22 protein-coding genes are annotated in these 19978 nt (G+C 65.4%); 7 read left to right on the top strand and 15 right to left on the bottom strand.

The window, feature by feature from the left end; all coding sequences use genetic code 11:
• Positions 1–32: 32 nt before the first annotated feature.
• A complete protein-coding gene (locus H9532_RS13525) occupies positions 33–269 on the top strand; it encodes a hypothetical protein (protein WP_217794784.1) in 237 nt (78 codons plus the stop codon).
• Here the strand turns inward: H9532_RS13525 and H9532_RS13520 are convergent.
• The 9 genes from H9532_RS13520 to H9532_RS13480 form a co-directional block, all read right to left on the bottom strand.
• Entirely contained in the window at positions 266–457 is a 192-nt protein-coding gene (locus H9532_RS13520; protein ID WP_296369404.1) for a hypothetical protein, read from the bottom strand. The genes H9532_RS13525 and H9532_RS13520 overlap by 4 nt on opposite strands.
• A gap of 156 nt (positions 458–613) precedes the next feature.
• Positions 614–1246: a peptide-methionine (S)-S-oxide reductase MsrA gene (gene msrA / locus H9532_RS13515; RefSeq protein WP_296369402.1), complete on the bottom strand. Its 633-nt coding sequence runs from the start codon at positions 1244–1246 to the stop codon at positions 614–616.
• Positions 1243–2433 carry a lipid-A-disaccharide synthase gene (gene lpxB / locus H9532_RS13510; RefSeq protein ID WP_296369400.1) on the bottom strand — a complete coding sequence of 397 codons (1191 nt, stop codon included), beginning with the start codon at positions 2431–2433 and terminating at the stop codon, positions 1243–1245. Before lpxB ends, msrA begins: the two co-directional genes overlap by 4 nt.
• Positions 2430–3269, bottom strand: coding sequence for an acyl-ACP--UDP-N-acetylglucosamine O-acyltransferase (gene lpxA / locus H9532_RS13505; RefSeq protein WP_296369398.1), 840 nt, complete (start codon positions 3267–3269; stop codon positions 2430–2432). Before lpxA ends, lpxB begins: the two co-directional genes overlap by 4 nt.
• An 11-nt stretch (positions 3270–3280) precedes the next feature.
• Positions 3281–3739, bottom strand: coding sequence for a 3-hydroxyacyl-ACP dehydratase FabZ (gene fabZ / locus H9532_RS13500; RefSeq protein ID WP_296369396.1), 459 nt, complete (start codon positions 3737–3739; stop codon positions 3281–3283).
• 5 nt (positions 3740–3744) lie between these two features.
• Positions 3745–4587: a UDP-3-O-acyl-N-acetylglucosamine deacetylase gene (lpxC, locus tag H9532_RS13495; RefSeq protein WP_296369394.1), complete on the bottom strand. Its 843-nt coding sequence runs from the start codon at positions 4585–4587 to the stop codon at positions 3745–3747.
• 8 nt (positions 4588–4595) lie between these two features.
• On the bottom strand, positions 4596–6818 hold the full coding sequence (locus H9532_RS13490) for a BamA/TamA family outer membrane protein (RefSeq protein ID WP_296369392.1): 2223 nt from the start codon (positions 6816–6818) through the stop codon (positions 4596–4598).
• A 42-nt stretch (positions 6819–6860) separates the two neighbouring features.
• Positions 6861–7616: a phosphoribosylaminoimidazolesuccinocarboxamide synthase gene (gene purC, locus H9532_RS13485; protein WP_296369390.1), complete on the bottom strand. Its 756-nt coding sequence runs from the start codon at positions 7614–7616 to the stop codon at positions 6861–6863.
• Positions 7613–8740 carry a hypothetical protein gene (locus H9532_RS13480; RefSeq protein ID WP_296369388.1) on the bottom strand — a complete coding sequence of 376 codons (1128 nt, stop codon included), beginning with the start codon at positions 8738–8740 and terminating at the stop codon, positions 7613–7615. The genes purC and H9532_RS13480 overlap by 4 nt, the downstream gene beginning before the upstream one ends.
• 67 nt (positions 8741–8807) lie before the next feature.
• Between H9532_RS13480 and purD the strand changes: the two genes are divergently transcribed.
• Both purD and nblS read left to right on the top strand, forming a co-directional pair.
• Entirely contained in the window at positions 8808–10127 is a 1320-nt protein-coding gene (purD, locus tag H9532_RS13475; protein WP_296369384.1) for a phosphoribosylamine--glycine ligase, read from the top strand.
• Positions 10124–12124: a two-component system sensor histidine kinase NblS gene (gene nblS, locus H9532_RS13470; RefSeq protein ID WP_296369381.1), complete on the top strand. Its 2001-nt coding sequence runs from the start codon at positions 10124–10126 to the stop codon at positions 12122–12124. The genes purD and nblS overlap by 4 nt, the downstream gene beginning before the upstream one ends.
• On the opposite strand, the gene kaiC is transcribed toward nblS, so the two are convergent.
• The 3 genes from kaiC to H9532_RS13455 form a co-directional block, all read right to left on the bottom strand.
• Positions 12121–13665 (bottom strand): circadian clock protein KaiC, encoded by a 1545-nt coding sequence (gene kaiC / locus H9532_RS13465; RefSeq protein ID WP_296369379.1) that lies wholly within the window; start codon positions 13663–13665, stop codon positions 12121–12123. The two genes, nblS and kaiC, sit on opposite strands and share 4 nt — an antisense overlap.
• Before the next feature lie 89 nt (positions 13666–13754).
• A complete protein-coding gene (kaiB, locus tag H9532_RS13460; protein ID WP_296369376.1) occupies positions 13755–14102 on the bottom strand; it encodes a circadian clock protein KaiB in 348 nt (115 codons plus the stop codon).
• A complete protein-coding gene (locus tag H9532_RS13455) occupies positions 14103–14978 on the bottom strand; it encodes a circadian clock protein KaiA (protein ID WP_296369374.1) in 876 nt (291 codons plus the stop codon).
• 155 nt (positions 14979–15133) lie between these two features.
• Between H9532_RS13455 and rplU the strand changes: the two genes are divergently transcribed.
• Positions 15134–15487, top strand: a complete 354-nt coding sequence (gene rplU, locus H9532_RS13450) for a 50S ribosomal protein L21 (protein WP_296369372.1) — start codon at positions 15134–15136, stop codon at positions 15485–15487.
• 39 nt (positions 15488–15526) lie between these two features.
• Positions 15527–15790, top strand: a complete 264-nt coding sequence (rpmA, locus tag H9532_RS13445; RefSeq protein ID WP_296369370.1) for a 50S ribosomal protein L27 — start codon at positions 15527–15529, stop codon at positions 15788–15790.
• An 87-nt stretch (positions 15791–15877) separates the two neighbouring features.
• Here the strand turns inward: rpmA and H9532_RS13440 are convergent, their stop codons facing one another.
• Both H9532_RS13440 and H9532_RS13435 read right to left on the bottom strand, forming a co-directional pair.
• Complete coding sequence (locus H9532_RS13440) at positions 15878–16624, bottom strand: methyltransferase domain-containing protein (protein WP_296369368.1); 747 nt, start codon at positions 16622–16624, stop codon at positions 15878–15880.
• A 6-nt stretch (positions 16625–16630) separates the two neighbouring features.
• Positions 16631–17410, bottom strand: a complete 780-nt coding sequence (locus tag H9532_RS13435; protein WP_296369366.1) for a queuosine precursor transporter — start codon at positions 17408–17410, stop codon at positions 16631–16633.
• Between the two features lie 86 nt (positions 17411–17496).
• Here H9532_RS13435 and truB point away from each other — a divergent pair, with 86 nt between their 5' ends.
• Both truB and H9532_RS13425 read left to right on the top strand, forming a co-directional pair.
• Positions 17497–18375 carry a tRNA pseudouridine(55) synthase TruB gene (gene truB / locus H9532_RS13430; protein WP_296369580.1) on the top strand — a complete coding sequence of 293 codons (879 nt, stop codon included), beginning with the start codon at positions 17497–17499 and terminating at the stop codon, positions 18373–18375.
• A gap of 59 nt (positions 18376–18434) precedes the next feature.
• Complete coding sequence (locus H9532_RS13425; protein WP_296369364.1) at positions 18435–19208, top strand: YebC/PmpR family DNA-binding transcriptional regulator; 774 nt, start codon at positions 18435–18437, stop codon at positions 19206–19208.
• On the opposite strand, the gene H9532_RS13420 is transcribed toward H9532_RS13425, so the two are convergent.
• Complete coding sequence (locus tag H9532_RS13420; protein WP_296369579.1) at positions 19201–19914, bottom strand: glucosamine-6-phosphate deaminase; 714 nt, start codon at positions 19912–19914, stop codon at positions 19201–19203. The two genes, H9532_RS13425 and H9532_RS13420, sit on opposite strands and share 8 nt — an antisense overlap.
• Positions 19915–19978 lie beyond the last annotated feature (64 nt).

The raw sequence follows: 19978 nt of genomic DNA, 5'->3' as shown, positions 1-19978 counted from the left end.
GCTGGCCGCATCGATCGACCCAGCTGCACTCCATGGCCGTTCGCAAGATCCGCTGGTTCGTCAAGGCACAGATCGGGGTGCTGTTGCTGCCCGCCGGTTTGTGCCTGTTTGGGGAAGCCGTTCAACGCCGCACACTGCAGACCCTCGGCCAGGCCCATGGCCCCTGGTTCTGGTACGGAACCCTCAGCCTGGTGGCCATCGTGGCGGGGGTGGGCCTGATGGTGGAAAGCGGACTGCTGCGCGGCTACCCGGGACAGCAGAAGCCCTAAGCAGCGGTGGCCATTCGGCCTGAGCCCCGAAGGACATCCTGCGGCGCCTCAAGGGCATGGATCTGCCAGCGGGCGCGCTCACCGAACTGCTCCAGCAGCCGATCCAGATCATCGGAGGCCTGCTTGGGGCTCTCGTAAGGGCCGATATGGCGGGTCACAAGACCATCGCGAATGGTCAGCAGATACATACACACACCTGCGCTCGCGTCAGGTCAACGCTAGGTGACTCTGCCCAGAGAAAAAAGGGCGGAAACCCGCTCCACCACTCAAAAACAGCCCAAATCAGCACCACGAGCCTTCAGCTTTTCCTTGGAATTGCTCAACGGCAGGCCAAACGCGGCAGGTCAGGGGGCGGACACCCAGGGGGCGCTGCTGCGAGCTTTTGATCCCCAGAGCTGATCCAGGCGGCGATCGCGGCCGCAGGCCCAGCGGTAGTAGTTGTATTTGACGCTGTTGCGCTCCGCGTAATCCTGGTGATAGCCCTCCGCGGGCCAGAAGCGGATGAGGGGCTTGATCTGCACCCGAATCGCCGAAACAGGCTTGCCCAGCTCCCGTGCTGCAGCCTTGAGACTCGCTTCAGCCTGCTGCTTCTGCGCATCACCCCGGGTGAAGATCACGGGCCGGTAGGAACTACCGCGATCGCAGAATTGGCCGCCGCCATCCAGCGCATCCACGTTGCGCCAATAGGCCCTCAGCAGCGTGGGATAGCTGATGCGAGCGGTGTCGAAGCGCACCTCCACCACCTCCTGGTGGCCCGTGCCACCGCCACTCACCTGGCGGTAGGTGGGATTGCGCAGGCTGCCGCCGCTATAACCGCTCTCCACGCTCACCACCCCAGGCAGTTTTTCGAGGTCGTGCTCGAGGCACCAGAAGCAGCCTCCGGCCAGAACGGCCTCCTCCACGGCGGCCTGCACGGGCGCCAGGGGCCAGAGCAGCAGCACCAGCGCCAACAGAACCGGAACGGTGCGCTTGATCAAACTGAGGCAGCAGCGGGCATCGCATCCAGGATGGCAGCGGCAGCACGCCGGGTGACGCCCGGCTCACCCAGGGCCTGGCGCAGCCGCTGATAGCCGTCCTCCACGCGCTGGCGAGCCAAGGGGTCGTCCAGCAGCGGCAACGCTTCGCGCACCACCGCATCCGCCGTGAGCTCGTCTTGCAGCAGTTCGGGCACCAGCCGCTCCTGCAAGACCAGATTCACCGGTGAGATGTGATCCACCTGGAAGCGCAGCAAATGCTGGGCCACCCAGGCCGTGGGGCGGCTGACGCGATAGCCCACCACCTGGGGAACGCCCCGCAGGGCCAACTCCAGATTCACCGTGCCGGATTTGTTGAGGGCGAGATCGGCAGCGGCACACAGCGTGGGGCGGAGCTGATCGGCCTGAGCGGCTGGCACCACCTCGGCCCGCACCCCGGCTGCCGCGAGCAGCTCGGCCAGCACCGGTTCAAACGCCGTCTGCCCCGCCGGCACCATCACCCGCAGGCCAGGGCAGCGGCGCTGCAGCTCAGCGGCAGCAGCCGCCAGAGGCGGCAAGAGATAGCGCAGCTCCTGCTTGCGCGAGGCAGGCAGCAACAGGAGCAACCGTTCACCGGCCTCGAGCCCCAGCTGGGCGCGGGCTGCATCGCGGCTGGGCAGATCCGTGAGGGTATCGAGCAGCGGATGGCCCACCCAGGTGACTTGAGCACCGCGGGCGCCGTAGAAGCGGGCCTCCTCCGGAAAGATGGCAAGGATCCGATCGGTGAAGCCGATCAAGCGCGTGGAGCCACCTTCCCCCACGCGAAAGGCCCATTCCTGCGGGGCGATGTAATAAAAAATCGGCACCTGAGGCAGGCGCCGTTTCACTTTGAGGCCAAGTCTCACATTGGCGCCCATGTAGTCGATCAGCACCAGGCCATCGAGCGGATTGCGCTTCAGCCAGCGGCTCACGCGCCGCTGCACCCGCAGGGTGGGCAGCACCAGCGGCAGCGCTTCCCACAGGCCGATGGAGCCCATCGGGGTTGTGTCGGCCAAGAGCTCGGCTCCGGCCTGGCGCATCCGCGAACCGCCCAGCGCTGCGATTTCAAGAGGAAGCTGACGCCGCTGAGCCTCCTGGCGCAGGGCGGCCACCAACAGGCCACCCTGCAGATCACCGGACACCTCGCCGGTGCTGATCAGCAGTCGTCTCATGAACGACCGGCTGGCAGCGGGCCGCGGCGGCCAGGACCGATCGAAGCTTCCAGGAAACTGACCAAGGTTTCGGCCGGCGGCAGCAACGGCTGGCGGCGCACCTGCTGGAGGGCATCGGCCAGCACCGCACCACTGCGGTAGAGCTCAGCCCACACCTGCTGCAGCTGCTTGGCCTGGGCTCCGTCATCAAGCTCCGCCAATCCACTGCGTTTGATGCCGATGCGGTTGAGGCCGCGCAAACGTCCCGGGTGCCCTTCCACGATCGCGTAGGGGGGCACATCGCGATCGATGCGGCTCATGCCACCCACCATCGCCATCGTTCCGATGTGCACGAACTGGTGAATGCCGAGCACACCGCCGATCACCGCCCGGTCACCGATCACCACATGACCAGCCACCGCCACACCATTGGCGATCACGATCCGATCACCCAGCAGGCAGTTGTGGCCCAGATGGCTGTAAGCCATCAGCAGGTTTCCGCTACCGATCCGCGTCTGCTCACCCTCATGGGTGGCGCGGTTGATGGTCACGCACTCACGGATGGCGTTGTCATCGCCGATCACCACTTCGGTGGAGGCACCGTTGTATTTGAGGTCCTGGGGTTCGGCACCGATGCAGGCACCCGGGAAGATGCGATTGCGGCAGCCCATGGTCACGCGGCCATCCAGCACCACGTGCGGACCAATGCGCGTGCCGGAACCGATCGACACCTCGGCACCCACCACCGCATAGGGGCCGATCTCAACGCCCGCATCAATCTGCGCGCGCGGATCCACCACCGCCGTGGGATGGATCCTGGTTTCGCCCGTGCTGGGTTCCATGGCGACTGAAGACATCACGGCGGCGCTCAGTCCACCAAGGAGAACATCAGCTCTCCGGCGCAGACCAGTTCACCATCCACCTTCGCTTCGGCTTTCACCTTGCCGAAACGCTTGCGCTTGAGGCTGAGCAGCTCACAGCTGATCACCAGCTGATCGCCGGGCACCACGGGCCGGCGGAAGCGCACACCGTCAATCCCGGCGAACACAAACAGCCCCTTGGGCAGATCAGGCATCTGGGTGACGATCAGACCACCCACCTGGGCCATCGCCTCCACGATTAAGACGCCTGGCATCAGGGGGCGCCCCGGGAAATGGCCCTGGAACTGCGGCTCGTTGAAGGTGACGTTCTTGATCGCCACAGCCCGCTTGCCGGGCTCGTGCTCGATCACCCGATCCACCAGCGCAAAGGGATAGCGGTGGGGCAGTAGACCCTGGATCTGCTCACTGGTGAGCACAGGCGCCGGCGCTGAGGGGGTGGCAGTCAAGGGGGTCAGTTCGAAGAAACCAGAGCGGCGGCCAGGGCCGTGTGCAGCCCATGGGAGCCGCGGAAGGCAAACACCTGGGCCTGGGGCAGCCCCGCCAGGGCGAGATCCCCCAGCAGGTCAAGGAGCTTATGGCGCACCGGCTCATCGGCAAAGCGCAGCGGTGGATTCACCCATCCCTCGCCATCACACACCAAAGCGTTATCGAGGGCGCCGCCCTTGATTAACCCAGCGGCCAGCAGTTGCTCCACCTGCTGCTTGAAGCCGAAGGTGCGAGCTGGGGCGATCTGCTCCACAAAGGCCTGAGGCGTGAGCTCGAGGCTATAAAGCTGCCGGCCGATCGCCGCCTGGGGAAACTCGATGGCCGCCCCCAGCCGCAAACAATCGGAGGGGAGGGCGGTGGCAAAGCTCTGGCCGTGCTGCAGGGTGATCGGCGCCTGCAGAGCGTGCTGAGGCGATCGGGCGCCTAGAGGCTTGAGGCCTGCTTCAGCGATCGCCTCCACCCATGGCTGGGCGGAACCATCCATCAACGGAATTTCAGGGCCGTCCACCAGCAGGAGCGCCGAGCTGATACCCACACCGGCCAGGGCCGCCATCAGATGTTCCACGGTGGCCAGGCGGCGCTGATCCAACTGCAGGGCCGTGCACAGCTGAGTTTCACAGACCTGATCGGGATGCAGGCGCTGGGGAGCGAGGTTGGGCTCATCCAGCCAGGCCACCCAGTAGCCGGGCTGCTCATAGGGCTCCAAGCGCAACCGCGCCATAGCGCCGCTGTGAAGCCCCACGCCGGAGCGCTCCACCGCTGCCGCCAGGGTCCAGGCCTGGGAGTAATCGCTGGGCCAGATCGTCACGCCGTTGCTCAGAACTTCCAACCCACACCGAGGTTGAAGCGCCACTGACCGGTGAAGTCTTGGCTGGCCACCTCCAGACGGAGCGGACCCACCGGCGTGGTGACGATCAGACCCGTACCCACCGAGAAACCATCACCGGGCTTGAGGAGCAGGCCACCGGGGTTGCCCGGCACGTTCGGCTGGCTGCCGAAGCTGGTGCCGCCATCGACAAACACCTCACCGCTGATGATGCTGAAGATCGGGAAGCGGTATTCCAGGGTGGCTTCACCGAAACTCTTCCCCACACCCAGATCGCAGTCGTAGTAACCGCGAACGGAGTTGGAGCCGCCCAGACAGAAGGCTTCATAGGGGGGCAGGTTGCCCACGTTGGTGCCGGCAGTGACCTGGAAGGCCAGAGCCTGCTTGCAATCCTCCTTCTGGCCAGGTTTAGGACGGCAGCCTTTGAACAGCTTCAGCCAGTTCACCGGGATGTAGTGGGTGTAGCTGGCGCGCAGACGGTTGAAGGTGGGCGAATCAGGCCCCACCGAGAAGAACTGCTCCGTACCCAGGCTGAGGAAATTACCGGATGTGGGGTTACGCGGATCATTCAGGTTGTTCATCGTGGCAGCCACGCGAACGCCCACCAACTGGTTATGCTCTGCGCAGTTGTAGGCAATACAGATCACATCTTTGACCTGTGTTTTGCCATTGCTGTAGTTGTTGGTGTTCATGCCGTAGGGCATCACCGAACCACCGAAATTCATCGGTGTCACTTCCTGACCGCTGAAGCCGAGAACAACGTTCCAGGGAGCGCGCTTGTAGGGATTGCCCCCATTCAGGGGGCGCACGAACTGAACGTTGCCACCGATCCGCTGCAGAGCGATCGAGTTGTTGTCGAGATTGAACCAGTTGAGACTGGGATCCGCTTTCTCCGCCTTCGAGATCGATCCGAACGAGGTGCCGGTGGGGTTGTTGTTGCTCTGGATGTTGTACGCCGTGGCGTTGGAAGGTGCCTTGAAGAAGTCGTTCGACACATCCGAAACGGTATTGATCGTGCCGTTGTTCTGGCTCTGGAAGATCTGAGGCACTTCCCGGCTGAAGAACACCCGGGCCCGGAAAGCCGTGCGGAACTTGTCGCCTTTGATCCAGGGATCGGTGAACGAGATATCTCCCAAGCCACCGAACTGGCCGTAGGTGAAGTTCACCGCCAGATCCCAGGCGCGACCCAGCAGGTTGCTGTCCTGTAGCTGCACCTGACCGAACACACCCTGGGCCTGGCTGTAGCCCAGACCACCCGAGAGGGAACCGCTCGACTGCTCGACGATGCCGAGCACGATCGTCACCTCGCCGGGATTGCCGGCCACGGGCCGCAGCGTCACCTTCACGTCACCGAACAGACCGGTGCCATAGAGGCGCTTGATGTCGTCCTCCAGCTGGCGGCGATTGAAGGTGTCGCCAGGCTTGATCGACACCTCACGGGTCACCACCCAGGGTTTGGTCTTGCCGCGAATCGGCTGGCCCTTGTCGTTGGTGGCTTCGCCTTCCTTGTTGAGGAACTGCACCTCCACGCCGGCCACGGTGCCTTCACGCACCTGCAGCTGCACCACACCCGTCGGACTCACCCGGGTGGGGCCACTCACCCGAGCCAGGGAATAGCCCTGATCGGCATACCACTTCTGCAGCTCACCGATGCGGGCCTGCAGGGTGTTGAGGTTGAGGGTCTTGCCGTAATCGGCCGCGAAGATGTCCGGGATCAGGGTGGGGGGCATCTGGGTCTTCGGCCCGATGCCCTCGAGCTCCACCTCGGTGAGCACAGGGTTGGGCACCACCGTGACCACCAGCTGCACCCCCAACGGGCCATCCACCGGCTGGATGCGCACATCCGAGAACCAACCACTCGCATAGATCGCCGAGAGATCGTTCTGGAGCTCGCTGCGGGTCACCTGCGTGCCCGGCCGCGTCGCCATGGCGTCGTAGACGGCGATCTCGAGCCGCTCCTGCTCCGGATGGCCCTCGATCCCCTTCACCACCACCTCGCTGATCAGCACCTTCGGCTCAGGCTTGGCCGGCCGTGCCAGGGCCTCACCGGGCGGACTGACCTCTGGGCTCACCGCCGGAGCGGGCGCAGCCTCCTGAGCCAGCACCGGTGCACCCGCCAACACCGCCCCTGCCGCCAGCGGCAGCATGGAGGCCAGCCCGAGGGAGCCGCGGAGGCGCAGGGCGCGGCTCAAACCGTGAGGGGTGGCGGCCATGGGTACAGCAGGAGTGCGGCAGAGCCGCAAATTCCGCCGAACTTACTTGCCCAGACGGGGTGAAGGGCAGGCGCCTTGGACCCGTTTGAGAACCTCCCCGTAGGCCTCCACCACGCCGCCGAGGTCCTGACGGAAGCGGTCTTTATCCAGAATGCGATCGCTGGCGTCGCTCACCTGCAGATCCCAGAGGCGGCAGGTGTCGGGGCTGATCTCATCGGCCACCACCAAGTCTCCATCGGCGGTGAAGCCCAACTCGATCTTGAAATCCACCAGCTGCAGCGCGATTCCGGCAAAGAACTGGCGCAGGCAAGCATTCACCGCCATGGCCAGTCGCTCCAGCTCCTGGCGCTGGGCCGGCGTCAGCAGCCCCAGTCGCTCCAGGCGGGCATCGGTGAGCAGGGGATCACCAAAGGCGTCGTCCTTGTAATAGAGATCGAGCAGAGGGGGCTCAAGGGGGGCGCCGGGCTCAATCGGCATCTGCTTGCAGAGCGATCCAAACGCGATGTTGCGCACCACCACTTCCACAGGAACGATCTGCACCGGACGCACCAGCATCCAATTGGGTTCCTGCAGCGCCAGGTAGTGGGTGGCGATCCCCTCGCGCTCCAGCAGCTCGAACAATCGAGCAGAGATCTGGCAGTTGAGCTCCCCTTTACCGGCCAGCTGAGCCTTCTTCAGGGCGTTGAAGGCGGTGGCGTCGTCTTTGTATTCCACCGCCACCAGATCGGCCTGATCGGTGACGAACACCCGCTTGGCCTTGCCCTCATAGAGCAGCGATCCAAGGCTGTAGCTGGTCATGGCTGCGGCGGACGGGGTGAAGCGGGGGATGGAATGGCGATTCGCGCGGCAGCGTGACCACCAGTAGCGCGGGGGCTGCGCAACTGCTGTTGCAGCTGCGTGCTGCGCTCGCTCTGTTGAGGATCCTGCCGTGCCAGCTGCCAGGCGCTGTAGGCATCGTCGACCCGTTGGCTGAGCCGCTCCAGCCGCTCTCGGGGCCGACTGGCGTCCGCACCCTCCGCCACCAGCAGGGCCCGCTGCTGATTCAACAGTTCGATCGCCAGGCCCCAGGCTTCTGCCGCGGCCGCCTGATCGAGGGCCCGCTCCAGGAGCTGATCACGCTCCTGGAGCGGCATCTGGTTGAGCAGCGCCACCGCCTGCTTGAGCCGCTCCGCCATCGGTTTTCCGGGCATCTGGCCAGCCAGCAGCGCCGCTGCTGCATCGCTGCGGCGGCCCAACACCAGCAGATGATCCACATACACGTCCAGCCCCGGGCGGGTGGCGATCGATCCGTCGTCGCGCAGCTTGAGCGGCAAGGCCAAGGTTTCCAGACTGGCAGGGTTGCCCTTCGCCAACTCCTCCAGGGTCTCCACCGCCAGGCCGTGATGCAGGCCAGCCTGGGTAGCCCGCCAACGCTGCACCAGCCACTGATCCCGTTCCACCCCCGGCTGGGGGCTGAAGCGGTTGAGCACGATCAGGGCCGCATCGGGTGCCCGGCAACTGAGCAGGGCATTGGCATTCACCAGCACGGTTTGCAAGGGCTGGGGAGCTGGAGCGATCGTCAGCAGCCGCGCCTGCAACAACTGCAGGCGTTTGGTGAAGCCAAAGCCATCGGCCTCCACGCAGGCCAGGTTCAGAGCCGGCAGATCGCCCTTCTGCAGAAGCTCCTGGAATGGCGCCTCGGGCATGCTGCCGGGCACCGGCGGGGCCGAGGGCCCGGGCTCGGGCACCGGCGCCTTGGGCTCAAAGAAACCGCCGATCACGCGGAGGATGAACAGCTCCTGAGCCGAAGCGGGCCGAGCCGCCAGCAAGGCAATCAGGCCCAGCATCACGAGTAGGGCGCTGCGTCGGGGCACAGACCACCAGGAACGCCTCCGATGGCGGGGCGAGCAGGGAACCACCGGCGTGTAAAGAAGGGATGGCACCAGCGGCAGTCCTCTTGGCCTCAACCTAGGGGAGTCCGCAGGAGCAGACACCCTTTCCAGCTGGCCCATGAGCACCGCCGCCCCCGCAGTGAGCCCCGCCCACGGCGTGAGCCCTGCCCGCGTCTTGGTGGTGGGCGGCGGTGGCCGCGAAAACGCGCTGGCCTGGGCCCTCAACCGCAGCCATGGCGTCCAGCAGGTGTGGGTCAGCCCCGGCAACGGGGGCACCCAGGAGCTGGAGGGCTGCATGCAGCTCTCCATCGCCGAAAGCGACCACGACGGCCTGCTGGCGGCCTGCCGCGAGCACGGGGTGGATCTGGTGGTGGTGGGACCGGAAGCCCCCTTGGCCGCGGGCCTGGCGGACCAGCTCCGCGCCGCCGGATTCCCCGTGTTCGGCCCTGGCGCCGATGGAGCCCAGCTGGAGGCCAGCAAACAGTGGGCGAAGGCGCTGATGGTGGAGGCGGGAGTGCCCACGGCCGGCTATTGGAAAGCCAACAGCCGCGACGAGGCCCTGGAGGCCCTGGAGGCCCAGGGCAAGCCGCTGGTGGTGAAAGCGGATGGCCTGGCGGCCGGCAAGGGCGTCACAGTGGCTGAATCGATCGAGGAAGCCCGCAGCGCCATCGAGGAGATCTTTGAAGGCCGCTTCGGCGCCGGAGCTTCGCTGGTGCTGGAGGAGCGCACCCATGGCCCGGAGGTTTCGGTGTTTGCGCTCACCGACGGCGAGCGCATGGTGCTGCTCCCGCCCGCCCAGGACCACAAGCGCATCGGAGAAGGCGACACCGGCCCCAACACCGGCGGCATGGGCGCCTACGCCCCAGCCCCTCTACTCGATGCAGCAGGTTTGGAGCAGGTGCGCCAGCTGGTGCTGGAGCCCACCCTGGCGGCCTTGAACAGCCGCGGCATCCGCTACCAGGGGGTGATCTACGCCGGCCTGATGCTCACCGAGAAGGGCCCCAGCGTGATCGAGTTCAACTGCCGCTTCGGCGATCCGGAATGCGAAACGCTGATGCCGCTGCTGGGTCCTGAATTGGCGGCGGTGCTGCTGGCCTGCGCCAATGGAACACTCCACCAGGCGCCAGCGCTCAGCATTGCCCCGCACTGCAGCGCCTGCGTGATTGCGGCAGCGCAGGGCTATCCCGGCGAGATCCGCAAGGGCGATGTGATCCACAGCGAGTTGCAACCCGCCGACGACCTACAGCTGTTCCATGCCGGAACCCAGCGACAGGCCGATGGTCGCTGCCTCACCAGCGGGGGCCGCGTGCTGGCCGTGGTGGCCCAGGCCGACACCTTTGACAACGCCTTCGAGCGGGCTTACACCGGCCTGGCTCAGGTGAACTACGACGGCATGACCTTCCGCCGCGACATCGGCCATCAGGTGCGCAGCCAATGAGTGCGGGCACGGCCCCCTTGAACTGGCAGCAGCGGCTGGCGCGCTGGTGGGCCGAATTCAGCCTGCAAACCAAGCTGCTGGCAGCCGCCACCCTGGTGGTGAGCCTGGTGATGGCGGGGATCTGCTTCTTCGCTCTCAACGGCATCCAGGCGGATGTGCGCATGAGCGACACCCGCTTCGCCCGCGACCTGGGCCTGCTGCTCTCCGCCAACGTGACGCCGCTGGTGGCGGAGGGCAACGACCGCGAGCTGGCGGCGGTGGCTGAACGGTTCTGGAAGTCGAGCCGGAGCCTTCGCTACATCTTTTTCGCCGATCCCGACGGCGTGATCTACCTCGGGATCCCGATCAGCGGCAGCAGCGGCAGCAGCAGTGAATTGCTGCTCAGCCGCCGGCTGGAGCTGCCGGCCGATCTAGCCCGCCGCCCCCAGAACCCCCTCATCCGCCAACACCTCAGCCCCGATGGGCAGGTGACCGATGTGTTCGTGCCGCTGGTGGCGGGCGATCGCTATCTGGGGGTGCTGGCCCTCGGCATCAACCCCAACGAGGCCGCCCTGGCCAGTGCCGCCCTCAGCCGCGAGGTGACGGTGGCGGTGTTCATCTCGATCTGGGTGCTGGTGATCCTGGGGGCAGTGTTCAACGCCCTCACCATCACCCAACCGGTGAAGGAGCTGCTGCGGGGCGTGCGCTCCATCGCCAGCGGCGACTTCGAAGCGCGGATCGCCCTGCCGGTGGGCGGCGAACTCGGGGAGCTCCTGGAAGGCTTCAACGACATGGCCTCTCAGCTCGAGGCCTACAACGAAGCGAACATCGAGGAGCTCACCGCCGCCCAGGTGAAGCAGCAGTCGCTGATCGCGACCATGGCCGATGGGGCCCTGCTGCTGGATGCCGAGGGCCGGGTGGTGCTGGTGAACCCCACGGCACGGCGGCTCTTCCGCTGGGAAGGCCGCAAGCTCGAAGGGGCGCTCGTGGGAGATGAGCTGCCGGAGGTGCTCGCCCTTGAACTACAAACACCGCTTGAAACTCTGCTCAGCGGTGAGCGCGACAGCAGCGATGTGCGCTGCAGCTTCGGCGAACCGGCCCGCACCCTGCGCATCGTGCTCCAGTCGGTGCGGGATGTGAGCGGTGAAAGCCTCAAGGGCATCGCCGTCACCGTGCAGGACCTCACCCGGGAAGTGGAACTCAACGCTGCCCAGAGCCGTTTCATCAGCAACGTCTCCCACGAACTGCGCACACCCCTGTTCAACATCAAGAGCTACGTGGAAACGCTCCACGATCTGGGAGATCAGCTCAGCGAGGAAGACCGCAAGGAGTTTCTGGCCATCGCCAACGCCGAAACCGATCGGCTCACCCGCCTGGTGAACGATGTGCTCGATCTCTCACGGCTGGAGAGCGACCGCAGCTGGAGCATGGAACCGGTGGAACTTCGGCCCGCCATGGAACAGACCCTGCGCAACTACCGGCTCAATGCACAGGACAAGGGCGTGGAACTCTCTCTGGAGGTGGATGAACAACTGCCGCGAGTCCGGGGCAACTGGGATCTGCTGCTGCAGGTGTTCGACAACCTGGTGGGCAATGGCTTGAAGTTCACCGCCAGCGGCGGCCGGCTGATGCTGCGGGCCTACCCCTGGCCCGACACCTGCCTGATTGATCCGAGCACCGAAGCCAGTGGTGACAGCCCCACCTGCGCCCTCACCGCCCCGCTTCCGCGCCTGCGCGTGGAGATCGCCGACACAGGTTCCGGCATTTCCCGCGAAGACCAGCAACGCATCTTCGAGCGCTTCTACCGGGTGGAGAACGCTGTGCACACCGAAGTAGGCACAGGTCTGGGCCTTTCGATCGTGCGCGGCATCCTCGAGAAGCACGGCACGCAGGTGCGCATGGCCAGCGAGCTGGGAGTGGGCACCACCTTCTGGTTCGATCTACCGCTCGAGCAGGCCGACGACAGTGAGCTCCAGCTTGAGGTCGAGCGCGCCAGCCGCAGCCCGGAGCTGATCTAGAGCCGTTCGTCGCTGGTCACGCCCTGCACGATGCGCGAAAGCTCGCTCCGCTCATCGGTGTTGATGCGGTGAGGCACACCGCTGATGATCCGCTCGAAGTTGGAGAACGAATCCTTGATCTCGGGGCCGTTGCCCGTGATCATGAATTCGCGGATGCCCTTGTCGTGCCAGGAGCCGCGCATCTTGAACACGTTGAGGGCCCGGGCCATTTCGCCACGAATCTCCACGTATTGCAGCAGCAGGATCGTGTCGGTGATCGTGGAGATATGGGAATCGGTGATCGAGTGGCTGCCCATGAACTCCTCGGAGGTGTTCGTGAAGAAGCCGGCGATCTCTTCCTGCTTGGCATAACCGGTCACGCCGATCACAAACTGACGGAAGGCGTTGTGGCTGACGCCGCGAGCCAGGGCTGAGAGCGAATCAATCGCCATCCGCGACGGCTTGAACTGGCCGATCTCGGTTTTGATGATCTGCAGGTGATCCTCTAGGCCGGTGGATTCGGGGTAGGCGCAGATGATCTTGAGCAGGCCATCACGCTCCATCTGTTCAAAGTCAATGCCCCAGCTGGTGGCATTGCGAAGCAGCTGAGCCCGCGATTCCTCGTAAGCAAACAAGATCGCCCGCTCCTTATTCGCGCAGGCGTTCTCCACAAACTTGCTCACCAGCAGCGTCTTGCCGGTGCCGGTAGCGCCGGTAGCCAGGATGATCGAATCCTTGAAGAAACCGCCGCCACACATCTCATCAAGCCGCGGCACTCCGGAGCTCACGCGCACATTGGAGCTGCGCTGCGTGAGGCGCATCGCCCCGAGCGGGAAGATGCTGATGCCGTGGGAGCCCATCGTGAAGGGAAACTCCCCCTTCATATGGGTGGTGCCGCGCAACTTAAGGATCTCCACGGTGCGGCGCCGCCGCTCCCCTTCGAGCACGTTGCGGAGGATCACCACGTTGTCGCTCACGAACTCCTCCACGCCGTAACGGGCAATGGGGCCGTATTCATCGATGCGCTCGGTGGTCATCACCGTGGTCACACCGATCTCCTTAAGCCGGGCAATCAGGCGGAAAATCTCACGCCGCACCACCGAAACGGCGTCGTATTGCTGAAACACCGCGGTGATCGAGTCGATCGCCACGCGGCGGGCCTTGTATTTGCGGATGGCGTAGTTGATCCGCTCGATCAAACCCGAGAGATCAAAGCTGCCAGCCACATCCTGACCTTCCGGATCCGGGGAGGCATCCAGCAGAAAGAGCTTGTCCTGCTCCACCATCTCCTGGAGGTTCCAGCCAAAACTGGCAGCGTTGCGCAGGATATCCAGCGGCGACTCTTCAAAGGTGACGAAAATCCCCGGTTCGTCGAACTGGCGAATGCCGTTGTAAAGGAAATTCAGGGAGAAAACGGTCTTACCGGTGCCGGACGTGCCGCTGATCAGCGTGGAGCGTCCAATGGGCAGCCCCCCCTGACAGATGTCATCAAAACCCTCGATCCCGGTGGGCAGCTTCTGCACCGTGGACAGGGCATGGTTGGTGGCGGAAGGGTCCTGCATGGAACGTGTGGGCCTTGGGGGAATCTAGAGGGATCTGACTGAATGCACAGGGGAGCAGGGAACGCTTGAAGCCGGCTTCAACACGGCAGTTAAAGCAGCCCGCCCGGGTCCTCCTCCTCGCCATAGGGATCATTGAGCGCTTCATCGCTGAGCTCCTCATAAAGGAGATCAAGACCAATCAACACCCGTTCACGATCGGAGAGATCGCCGATGATGCGGCGCACCGGTGGTGGAAGAATCTTGGCCAGGGTGGGCGTGGCGAGGATCTTGTCTTCCTCAGCGAGCTGGGGATTCTTCAGCACATCAATCACCTTCAGGGCATAGACCCCCTGAAACTCGGTATCGAGGATGTTGCGCAGGGTCTTGAGCGCCCGCATCGAGTTGGGCGTATTGCCTGCCACGTACAGCTTGAGGATGTAGGTCTTGCGCGGGCTCATCTAGATCACCTCCTGGGATAGGGACTGGCTGGCTTCCTCGGGGTCTTGAGGTGCTCCGAGGGGCAAGTCGGGAGGCACCGAGCGGCGGTACATCTCACAGAGATGAGCCATGACATCGAGCAACGCGAGGCGATAGTCCTGAAGGAAGTCGTTTTTGTGCCCCTCCAGCTTGAGCTGCTTCCAGAACGCGTCAATCAGATCGACGTGAATTTCCACCACCTTGTTGATCGGCAGATCACAGAAGAAGGCGGAGTGCACAAAGCTCTCAATCGCCTGGTTGGCGGCAGCAGGGTCGCGGAAATAGCCGATCAACACGTCGCGGTAGCTGCGTTTGAGTGAGCGAAGCAGCTCCTCGCGCTCCTCCTGGGGCAGGTTGCGCAGGAACAGCGAGGGATCTCGCTTGTAAAACACCCCCAAGTAGCCCAGGCGCCCCTTCAGGCGATTGGGCAGGCGCCAGCGTTCGGGCGTATCGCCGCCGGCCGCTTCGCCCCCACCGGCCGGTGCCGCCGGCAACCCCTGGCGCAGAAACCGCGACACGGCCGCGTCAACGCTGTAGGCGATCTGCTCGAGCTGGTCTTGGGGGAGATGCACCTCCGCCTCGTGGTACTCGACCCGGCCGCTCACCTCACCGATCACCACCGCGGGCAACAGAAGCCCCTGCTGCCGCAAGGTTTCGTACACCTCAGGCGGGTGAACCCCCTGCTGCAACAGCACCACATCGAACAACTCGCGCCGCTGCTGCAACTCCTGAATGGGGTCGGCAAGGGAGCCGAGATCCTCCAGCTGATAGCGACCGCCCTTCAACCAGCTGCGACAGGCCCGCTCCACGCGCGGATCCGGCAGCAGCGAGGCAATCGTGAGGGCGGGCTGTGACATGCGCCGCGATCGGGGCCTGGCAACGCTCCCAGTGTTGACGGGACGGAGGGCAAAAGGGGAAGATCATTGTTTGTCTTTCGATTGCCGTGCGGCAGGCCGAAATGACAGGGCTTCCTCCGGGCAGCTCCCGTCAGCCTGTCCACGCCCTTACCGCCATGAGCACGACTCCCAGCACCGGTCCCTACGCCATCGTTGAGACCTCCGGCACCCAGGTGTGGGTTCAGCCCAACCGCTACTACGACCTCAACCGCATCAACGCTGAGGTCGAGAGCACCCTCACCCTGGAGAACGTGCTCCTGGTGAACGACGGCAAGGCCGCCAACGTGGGCCAGCCCTACGTCAAAGGCGCCACCGTGGAACTGCAGGTGATGGAGCATCGCCGCGGCCCCAAGGTGATCGTGTACAAGATGCGCCCCAAGAAGAAGACCCGCCGCAAGAACGGTCACCGTCAGGAGCTGACCCGCGTGATGGTGAAGTCCATCAGCGTGGGCAGCAAAGCCCTGGCCTGATCAGCCGCAGCGTTCCTCAACCCAACATTTCCCTGAACCATGGCCCACAAGAAAGGCACCGGCTCCACCCGCAACGGCCGCGACTCCAACTCCAAGCGCCTCGGTGTGAAGCGTTACGGCGGTGAGGCCGTCAACGCCGGTTCGATCCTGATCCGCCAGCGCGGCACCTCCGTGCTGCCCGGCCTGAATGTGGGTCGCGGCGCCGATGACACCCTGTTCGCTCTGGTGGATGGTGTGGTGAGCTTCGACACCATCAAGCGCGGCCTGCGCACCCGCAAGCGCATCAACGTGGCTATCGGCTGAGTACAGCCCTCGCACATCGCCTGAATTTCAGGCCCTCAAGCCGGCGCCATGGCGCCGGCTTTGTTGTGTGCAGCGGGATGTAGCGCTTCAGAGCAACCGATAAGCCCGAGTGGTGATCAAGAAGGGGTGAAACACCTCCAGGAAGCGACCCTGCAGCGTGCGGAAGAAGCGCTCCACGAGCTGGGGATCGTCGAAGTGGAAGGGGTACTCACCGGCAAAGCCTTTAAAGAAATACCAATTCAGCAACGCCGTGGCCTCCGGGCTCATCCGCGCCGCGAACTGCTCCAGCTGGGCGCTCGGATCCTTGAGGTGCTCCAGCACATCGAGGCAAACGATCGTGTCGAACTGAGACGGCAGCTCAGGCGCCTCGAGATCGCGGAAGCAGCGCAGCTTCTGCTGCAGCCCGAAGCGCTTGGCTCGGGCTTCCACAAAGCGGCGGTTCTCGGGATTGAGATCCACAAACCACACCGCCTCCACGTCCGGCAGCGCCGCGGCGGCCAGAGCATGGGTGCCGATACCACCCCCGAAATCGAGAACCTGGCCGCGGGCGAACTGGGCCTGCAGGCGCAGAGTGTCGGCGATGTAATCCGCGCTGCTCAGGTGCCAGGCCGCCAGCTCCAGCAGGTGCCCGGTGCCTACGGCGGTTTCGTAGAAGGCTTCCGCCTTGTGGGGATCAAACGCCCCGGGATGGGCCGCCGCCAGCGATTCAGTGGCCAGGGGCAGGCGCCGCTCCAGCTCCTGCAGCTCCAGGGCCAGGTGGTCCGCCAGCTGGCGGCGCAGATCAAAGCCTCCCTCGAGAAAGTGATCGAGGGAGAGGGTGGCGGTAGGGCTCATGGCTGCTCACCGTAGTGGTGAGCCCAGAGCGGGGCCTAATTCGCTGCCCGCCCCCGGCACCACCAGCCAACGCCGCAACCAGGCCGTAAGCCAATAGAAGGGCAGGGTGTCCGCCAGGGCCGCCAGCACCTTGAACAGATACCCGCTGGCAATGAAGCTGGCCAGTTGCGGCAGCACCGGCAGCTCAGGCTTCACCGGCAACACGTGGGCGGCGTAGTGGCTGATCAACACCACCGCACTGGTGTCCACCAGCTGACTCACCAGGGTGGAGCCGTTGTTGCGCAACCACAGGGCCCGGCCGCCGCTCACCCGCTTCCAGAAATGGAACAGCCGCACGTCGGTGAACTGGGCTGCCATGTAAGCCACCATCGAGGCACCCACCGCCCCGAAGGCCAGATCCTGCACCGCAAAGAAGGTGGCCTCCGGCGCACCCGGCAAACCGGGCAACACCCCCCCCAGCCACAGGATCAACACAATCCAGCCATTGAGCAGCAACCCCACCCACACCAACTGACTGGCGCGCTCCTCCCCCCAGATCTCGCTGATCAGATCCGTGCAGAGGAAGGTGATCGGATAGGGCAGAGCTCCCACCGCCACCACCACCGGCCAGGAGCCGATGCTGCCCAGCTGCAAAAAACGGGTGAGCCCCAGGATGTTGAGCATCCCCATCGTGCCGAGAAACAGCCCGGCCAACACCAGAAAGGCCAACTCCCGGCGCCGCTGCAACACCCCTGCTGGCACGGCTGGCGACAAAGCATTGGCATTCGGCGTGATCCCACGTGGCATCGCAACGGCGCCGGCAGCCTCCCAAGCCTGGCGCGATCAAGGCGAGGCGCAATGGGAGCATCGGACTTCTGCACACACCCCCTGCTTTGATCTGCGGCTTCCTGGTGCTCGACAAGCCCGCCGGCCTGAGCTCCCACGGCTGCGTGTCGCGGGTGCGGCGGGCCTATGGCCTGAAGCGCGTGGGCCATGGCGGCACCTTGGATCCGGCCGTGACCGGCGTGCTGCCAATCGCCCTGGGGCCCGCCACGCGGCTACTGCCTTACCTGAGCGGCGATAAGACCTACCGCGGCGTCGTGCAACTGGGCGTACGCACCGACAGCGACGACCTCGAGGGACAGGTGCTGGAGCAGCAGGCGATCCCGCCCCTGAACACCGCCGAGCTTGAGGCGGCCCTGGCGCCCTTCCGCGGCGCGATCGAGCAGCGACCGCCGACTGTATCGGCCGTGCATGTGAATGGGGAGCGGGCCTACAAGCTGGCCCGCGCCGGCCAGGCGGTGGAACTCCAGCCGCGGCCGGTCAGCATCCACGGACTGGAACTGCTGAGCTGGAACCAGGAGCTCGGGCAACTGGAGCTGGAGGTGAGCTGCTCCGCCGGCACCTACATCCGCTCCCTCGCCCGGGATCTGGGGGAGACCCTGGGCTGCGGTGGCAGCCTGGCGCGGCTGCGGCGCACCGAAGCGCTGGGGTTCGGGCTTGAGCAGAGCGTGGCGCTGGAGGAGCTGGAGAGCGATCCCCGACCAGCCCTCGTGGATCCGCTCGTGGCCCTCAGCCATTTGCTCCAACACCGGCTGGAGGGCGATCAGATGCCGGGCTGGCGTTGCGGCCGGCTCCAGAGCTGTGATCCCGCCTGGCCGATCGACGCACCAGTGCTGGTGGTGGGCCCGGATGGCAACCTGGCGGGCATGGCCCGCGTGCAGGCTGGCGGCCAGCTGCAGCCTCGCCTGGTGCTCGATGCCGCCGGCTGAAGGCCAGCGCCGCAGTCGGCCAGAGTCGCCCCAACCCTTCGTTTTCTTCCGCAGCAACCATGGCCGGCCACAGCCGATGGGCCCAGATCAAGCGCACCAAAGCAGTGGTGGATGCCAAGCGCGGCGCCGTGTTCACCAGGCTGGGCCGAGAAATCATGGTGGCGGCGCGGGCGGGCGCGGATCCCAACGGCAACTTTCAGCTGCGCACGGCGATCGAAAAAGCCAAGGCGGCCCGGGTGCCCAACGCCAACATCGAACGGGCGATCGCCAAGGGCGCCGGCCAGGCCGGCGGCGGCGGCGAGCAATTTGAGGAGGTGCGCTACGAGGGTTATGGACCCGGCGGCGTGGCCGTGCTGATCGAGGCCCTCACTGACAACCGCAACCGCACCGCCGCCGAGCTGCGCCTGGCCTTCAGCAAAAACGGCGGCAACCTCGGTGAAACCGGCTGCGTGGGCTACCTGTTTGAGCACCGCAGCGTGGTGCGGCTGGAGCAGCCAGACCTGGCGGAGGACGCTCTCCTGGAGAAGCTGCTGGAGCTGGAGGAGCAGGGCGGCCCAGCGGTGATCAGCTACGAGCTCAATCCCGATGGCGCCGAGGTATTTGGGCCCTTTGAACAGCTGGAAGCCCTGCAGGACGGCCTGCGCCACCAGGGCTTGCCGGTGAGCAGCTGGGAGCACCGCTGGATCGCCAGCACGCCCTGCAAGCTGGAGGATCCCGACGCTCTCGCAGGCTGCCTGAAGCTGCTCGATGCCCTCGAAGAGCTCGATGACGTTCGCAGCGTGACGAGCAATCTCGAGGCGGATGAAACCCTGATCGAAGCTGCCCTCAGCTGAGCTCCAGCTGCGCTGCGGCGGCCAGATCCACCACCACCTCCAAGCGTGGATGCCGCTGCAGCCAGCTGGCCGGCACTTCCGGGCAGGGGGGCTCCAGCAGCGCCCGCCGCAGGATCCCGGCCTTGGCGGCACCGGTCACCACCAGCAGCAGCCGGCGCGCCGCCAGGATCTCCGCTGTGCCCAGGGTGATTGCCCTGGCGGGAACAGCCGCCGGATCGCCGCCGAAGGCCTCGGCGTTCTGTTGGCGGGTGGCGGGGCTGAGGGTGAGGCAGCGGCACGGCTCAGCCTCCGAGCATGGGGGTTCGTTGAAGCCCACATGGCCGTTGCTGCCCAGCCCCAGCAGCTGAAGGTCAACCCCGCCAGCGGCCACCACGGCGGCGCTGTAGCGCCGGGCCTCAGCATCGGCATCCAGCGCCAGGCCGTGGGGGATCGCCAGGCTCCCCCGCTCGATTTGCAAAGGCCCGGCCAGCTGCCGCTGCATAAAGGCCGCGAACGACTGGGGGTGATCCGGCCCCAAGCCCACATATTCATCGAGATTGAAGCTGCGCCACTGGCGCAGGAGCAGCTCCCGCTGCGGCTTGGGCAGGGCCAACAGCCGTTGCCGCAGGGCGGCATACACCGGTTCCATCGTGCGGCCGGTGGCCAGGCCGAGCACCCCACCATCTTCCAGGGCCTGGTGCAGGCGTTCGGCCACATGGGCTGCCACGGCCTCCGCATCTGGCTCAACCCGCAGCTGGCCAGGCCAGGTGAGGGTGGTGAGGGAGGCGGAG

The organism is Vulcanococcus sp. Clear-D1, from assembly GCF_014654725.1.
Lineage (GTDB): Bacteria > Cyanobacteriota > Cyanobacteriia > PCC-6307 > Cyanobiaceae > Vulcanococcus.
The sequence above is the reverse complement of the archived record's forward strand: the minus strand, read 5'-3'. Positions and strand labels throughout refer to the sequence as shown.

Excerpts from the sequence above, each read along its gene's own strand:
- nblS (WP_296369381.1), top strand. The coding sequence starts at position 10,124 with ATGAGTGCGGGCACGGCCCCCTTGAACTGGCAGCAGCGGCTGGCGCGC.
- kaiB (WP_296369376.1), bottom strand. The coding sequence starts at position 14,102 with ATGAGCCCGCGCAAGACCTACATCCTCAAGCTGTACGTGGCAGGCAAT.
- purC (WP_296369390.1), bottom strand. The coding sequence starts at position 7,616 with ATGACCAGCTACAGCCTTGGATCGCTGCTCTATGAGGGCAAGGCCAAG.
- H9532_RS13425 (WP_296369364.1), top strand. The coding sequence starts at position 18,435 with ATGGCCGGCCACAGCCGATGGGCCCAGATCAAGCGCACCAAAGCAGTG.
- rpmA (WP_296369370.1), top strand. The coding sequence starts at position 15,527 with ATGGCCCACAAGAAAGGCACCGGCTCCACCCGCAACGGCCGCGACTCC.
- H9532_RS13440 (WP_296369368.1), bottom strand. The coding sequence starts at position 16,624 with ATGAGCCCTACCGCCACCCTCTCCCTCGATCACTTTCTCGAGGGAGGC.
- H9532_RS13525 (WP_217794784.1), top strand. The coding sequence starts at position 33 with ATGGCCGTTCGCAAGATCCGCTGGTTCGTCAAGGCACAGATCGGGGTG.
- rplU (WP_296369372.1), top strand. The coding sequence starts at position 15,134 with ATGAGCACGACTCCCAGCACCGGTCCCTACGCCATCGTTGAGACCTCC.
- lpxA (WP_296369398.1), bottom strand. The coding sequence starts at position 3,269 with ATGTCTTCAGTCGCCATGGAACCCAGCACGGGCGAAACCAGGATCCAT.
- H9532_RS13435 (WP_296369366.1), bottom strand. The coding sequence starts at position 17,410 with ATGCCACGTGGGATCACGCCGAATGCCAATGCTTTGTCGCCAGCCGTG.
- purD (WP_296369384.1), top strand. The coding sequence starts at position 8,808 with ATGAGCACCGCCGCCCCCGCAGTGAGCCCCGCCCACGGCGTGAGCCCT.
- H9532_RS13455 (WP_296369374.1), bottom strand. The coding sequence starts at position 14,978 with ATGTCACAGCCCGCCCTCACGATTGCCTCGCTGCTGCCGGATCCGCGC.
- H9532_RS13520 (WP_296369404.1), bottom strand. The coding sequence starts at position 457 with ATGTATCTGCTGACCATTCGCGATGGTCTTGTGACCCGCCATATCGGC.
- H9532_RS13490 (WP_296369392.1), bottom strand. The coding sequence starts at position 6,818 with ATGGCCGCCACCCCTCACGGTTTGAGCCGCGCCCTGCGCCTCCGCGGC.
- lpxB (WP_296369400.1), bottom strand. The coding sequence starts at position 2,433 with ATGAGACGACTGCTGATCAGCACCGGCGAGGTGTCCGGTGATCTGCAG.
- kaiC (WP_296369379.1), bottom strand. The coding sequence starts at position 13,665 with ATGCAGGACCCTTCCGCCACCAACCATGCCCTGTCCACGGTGCAGAAG.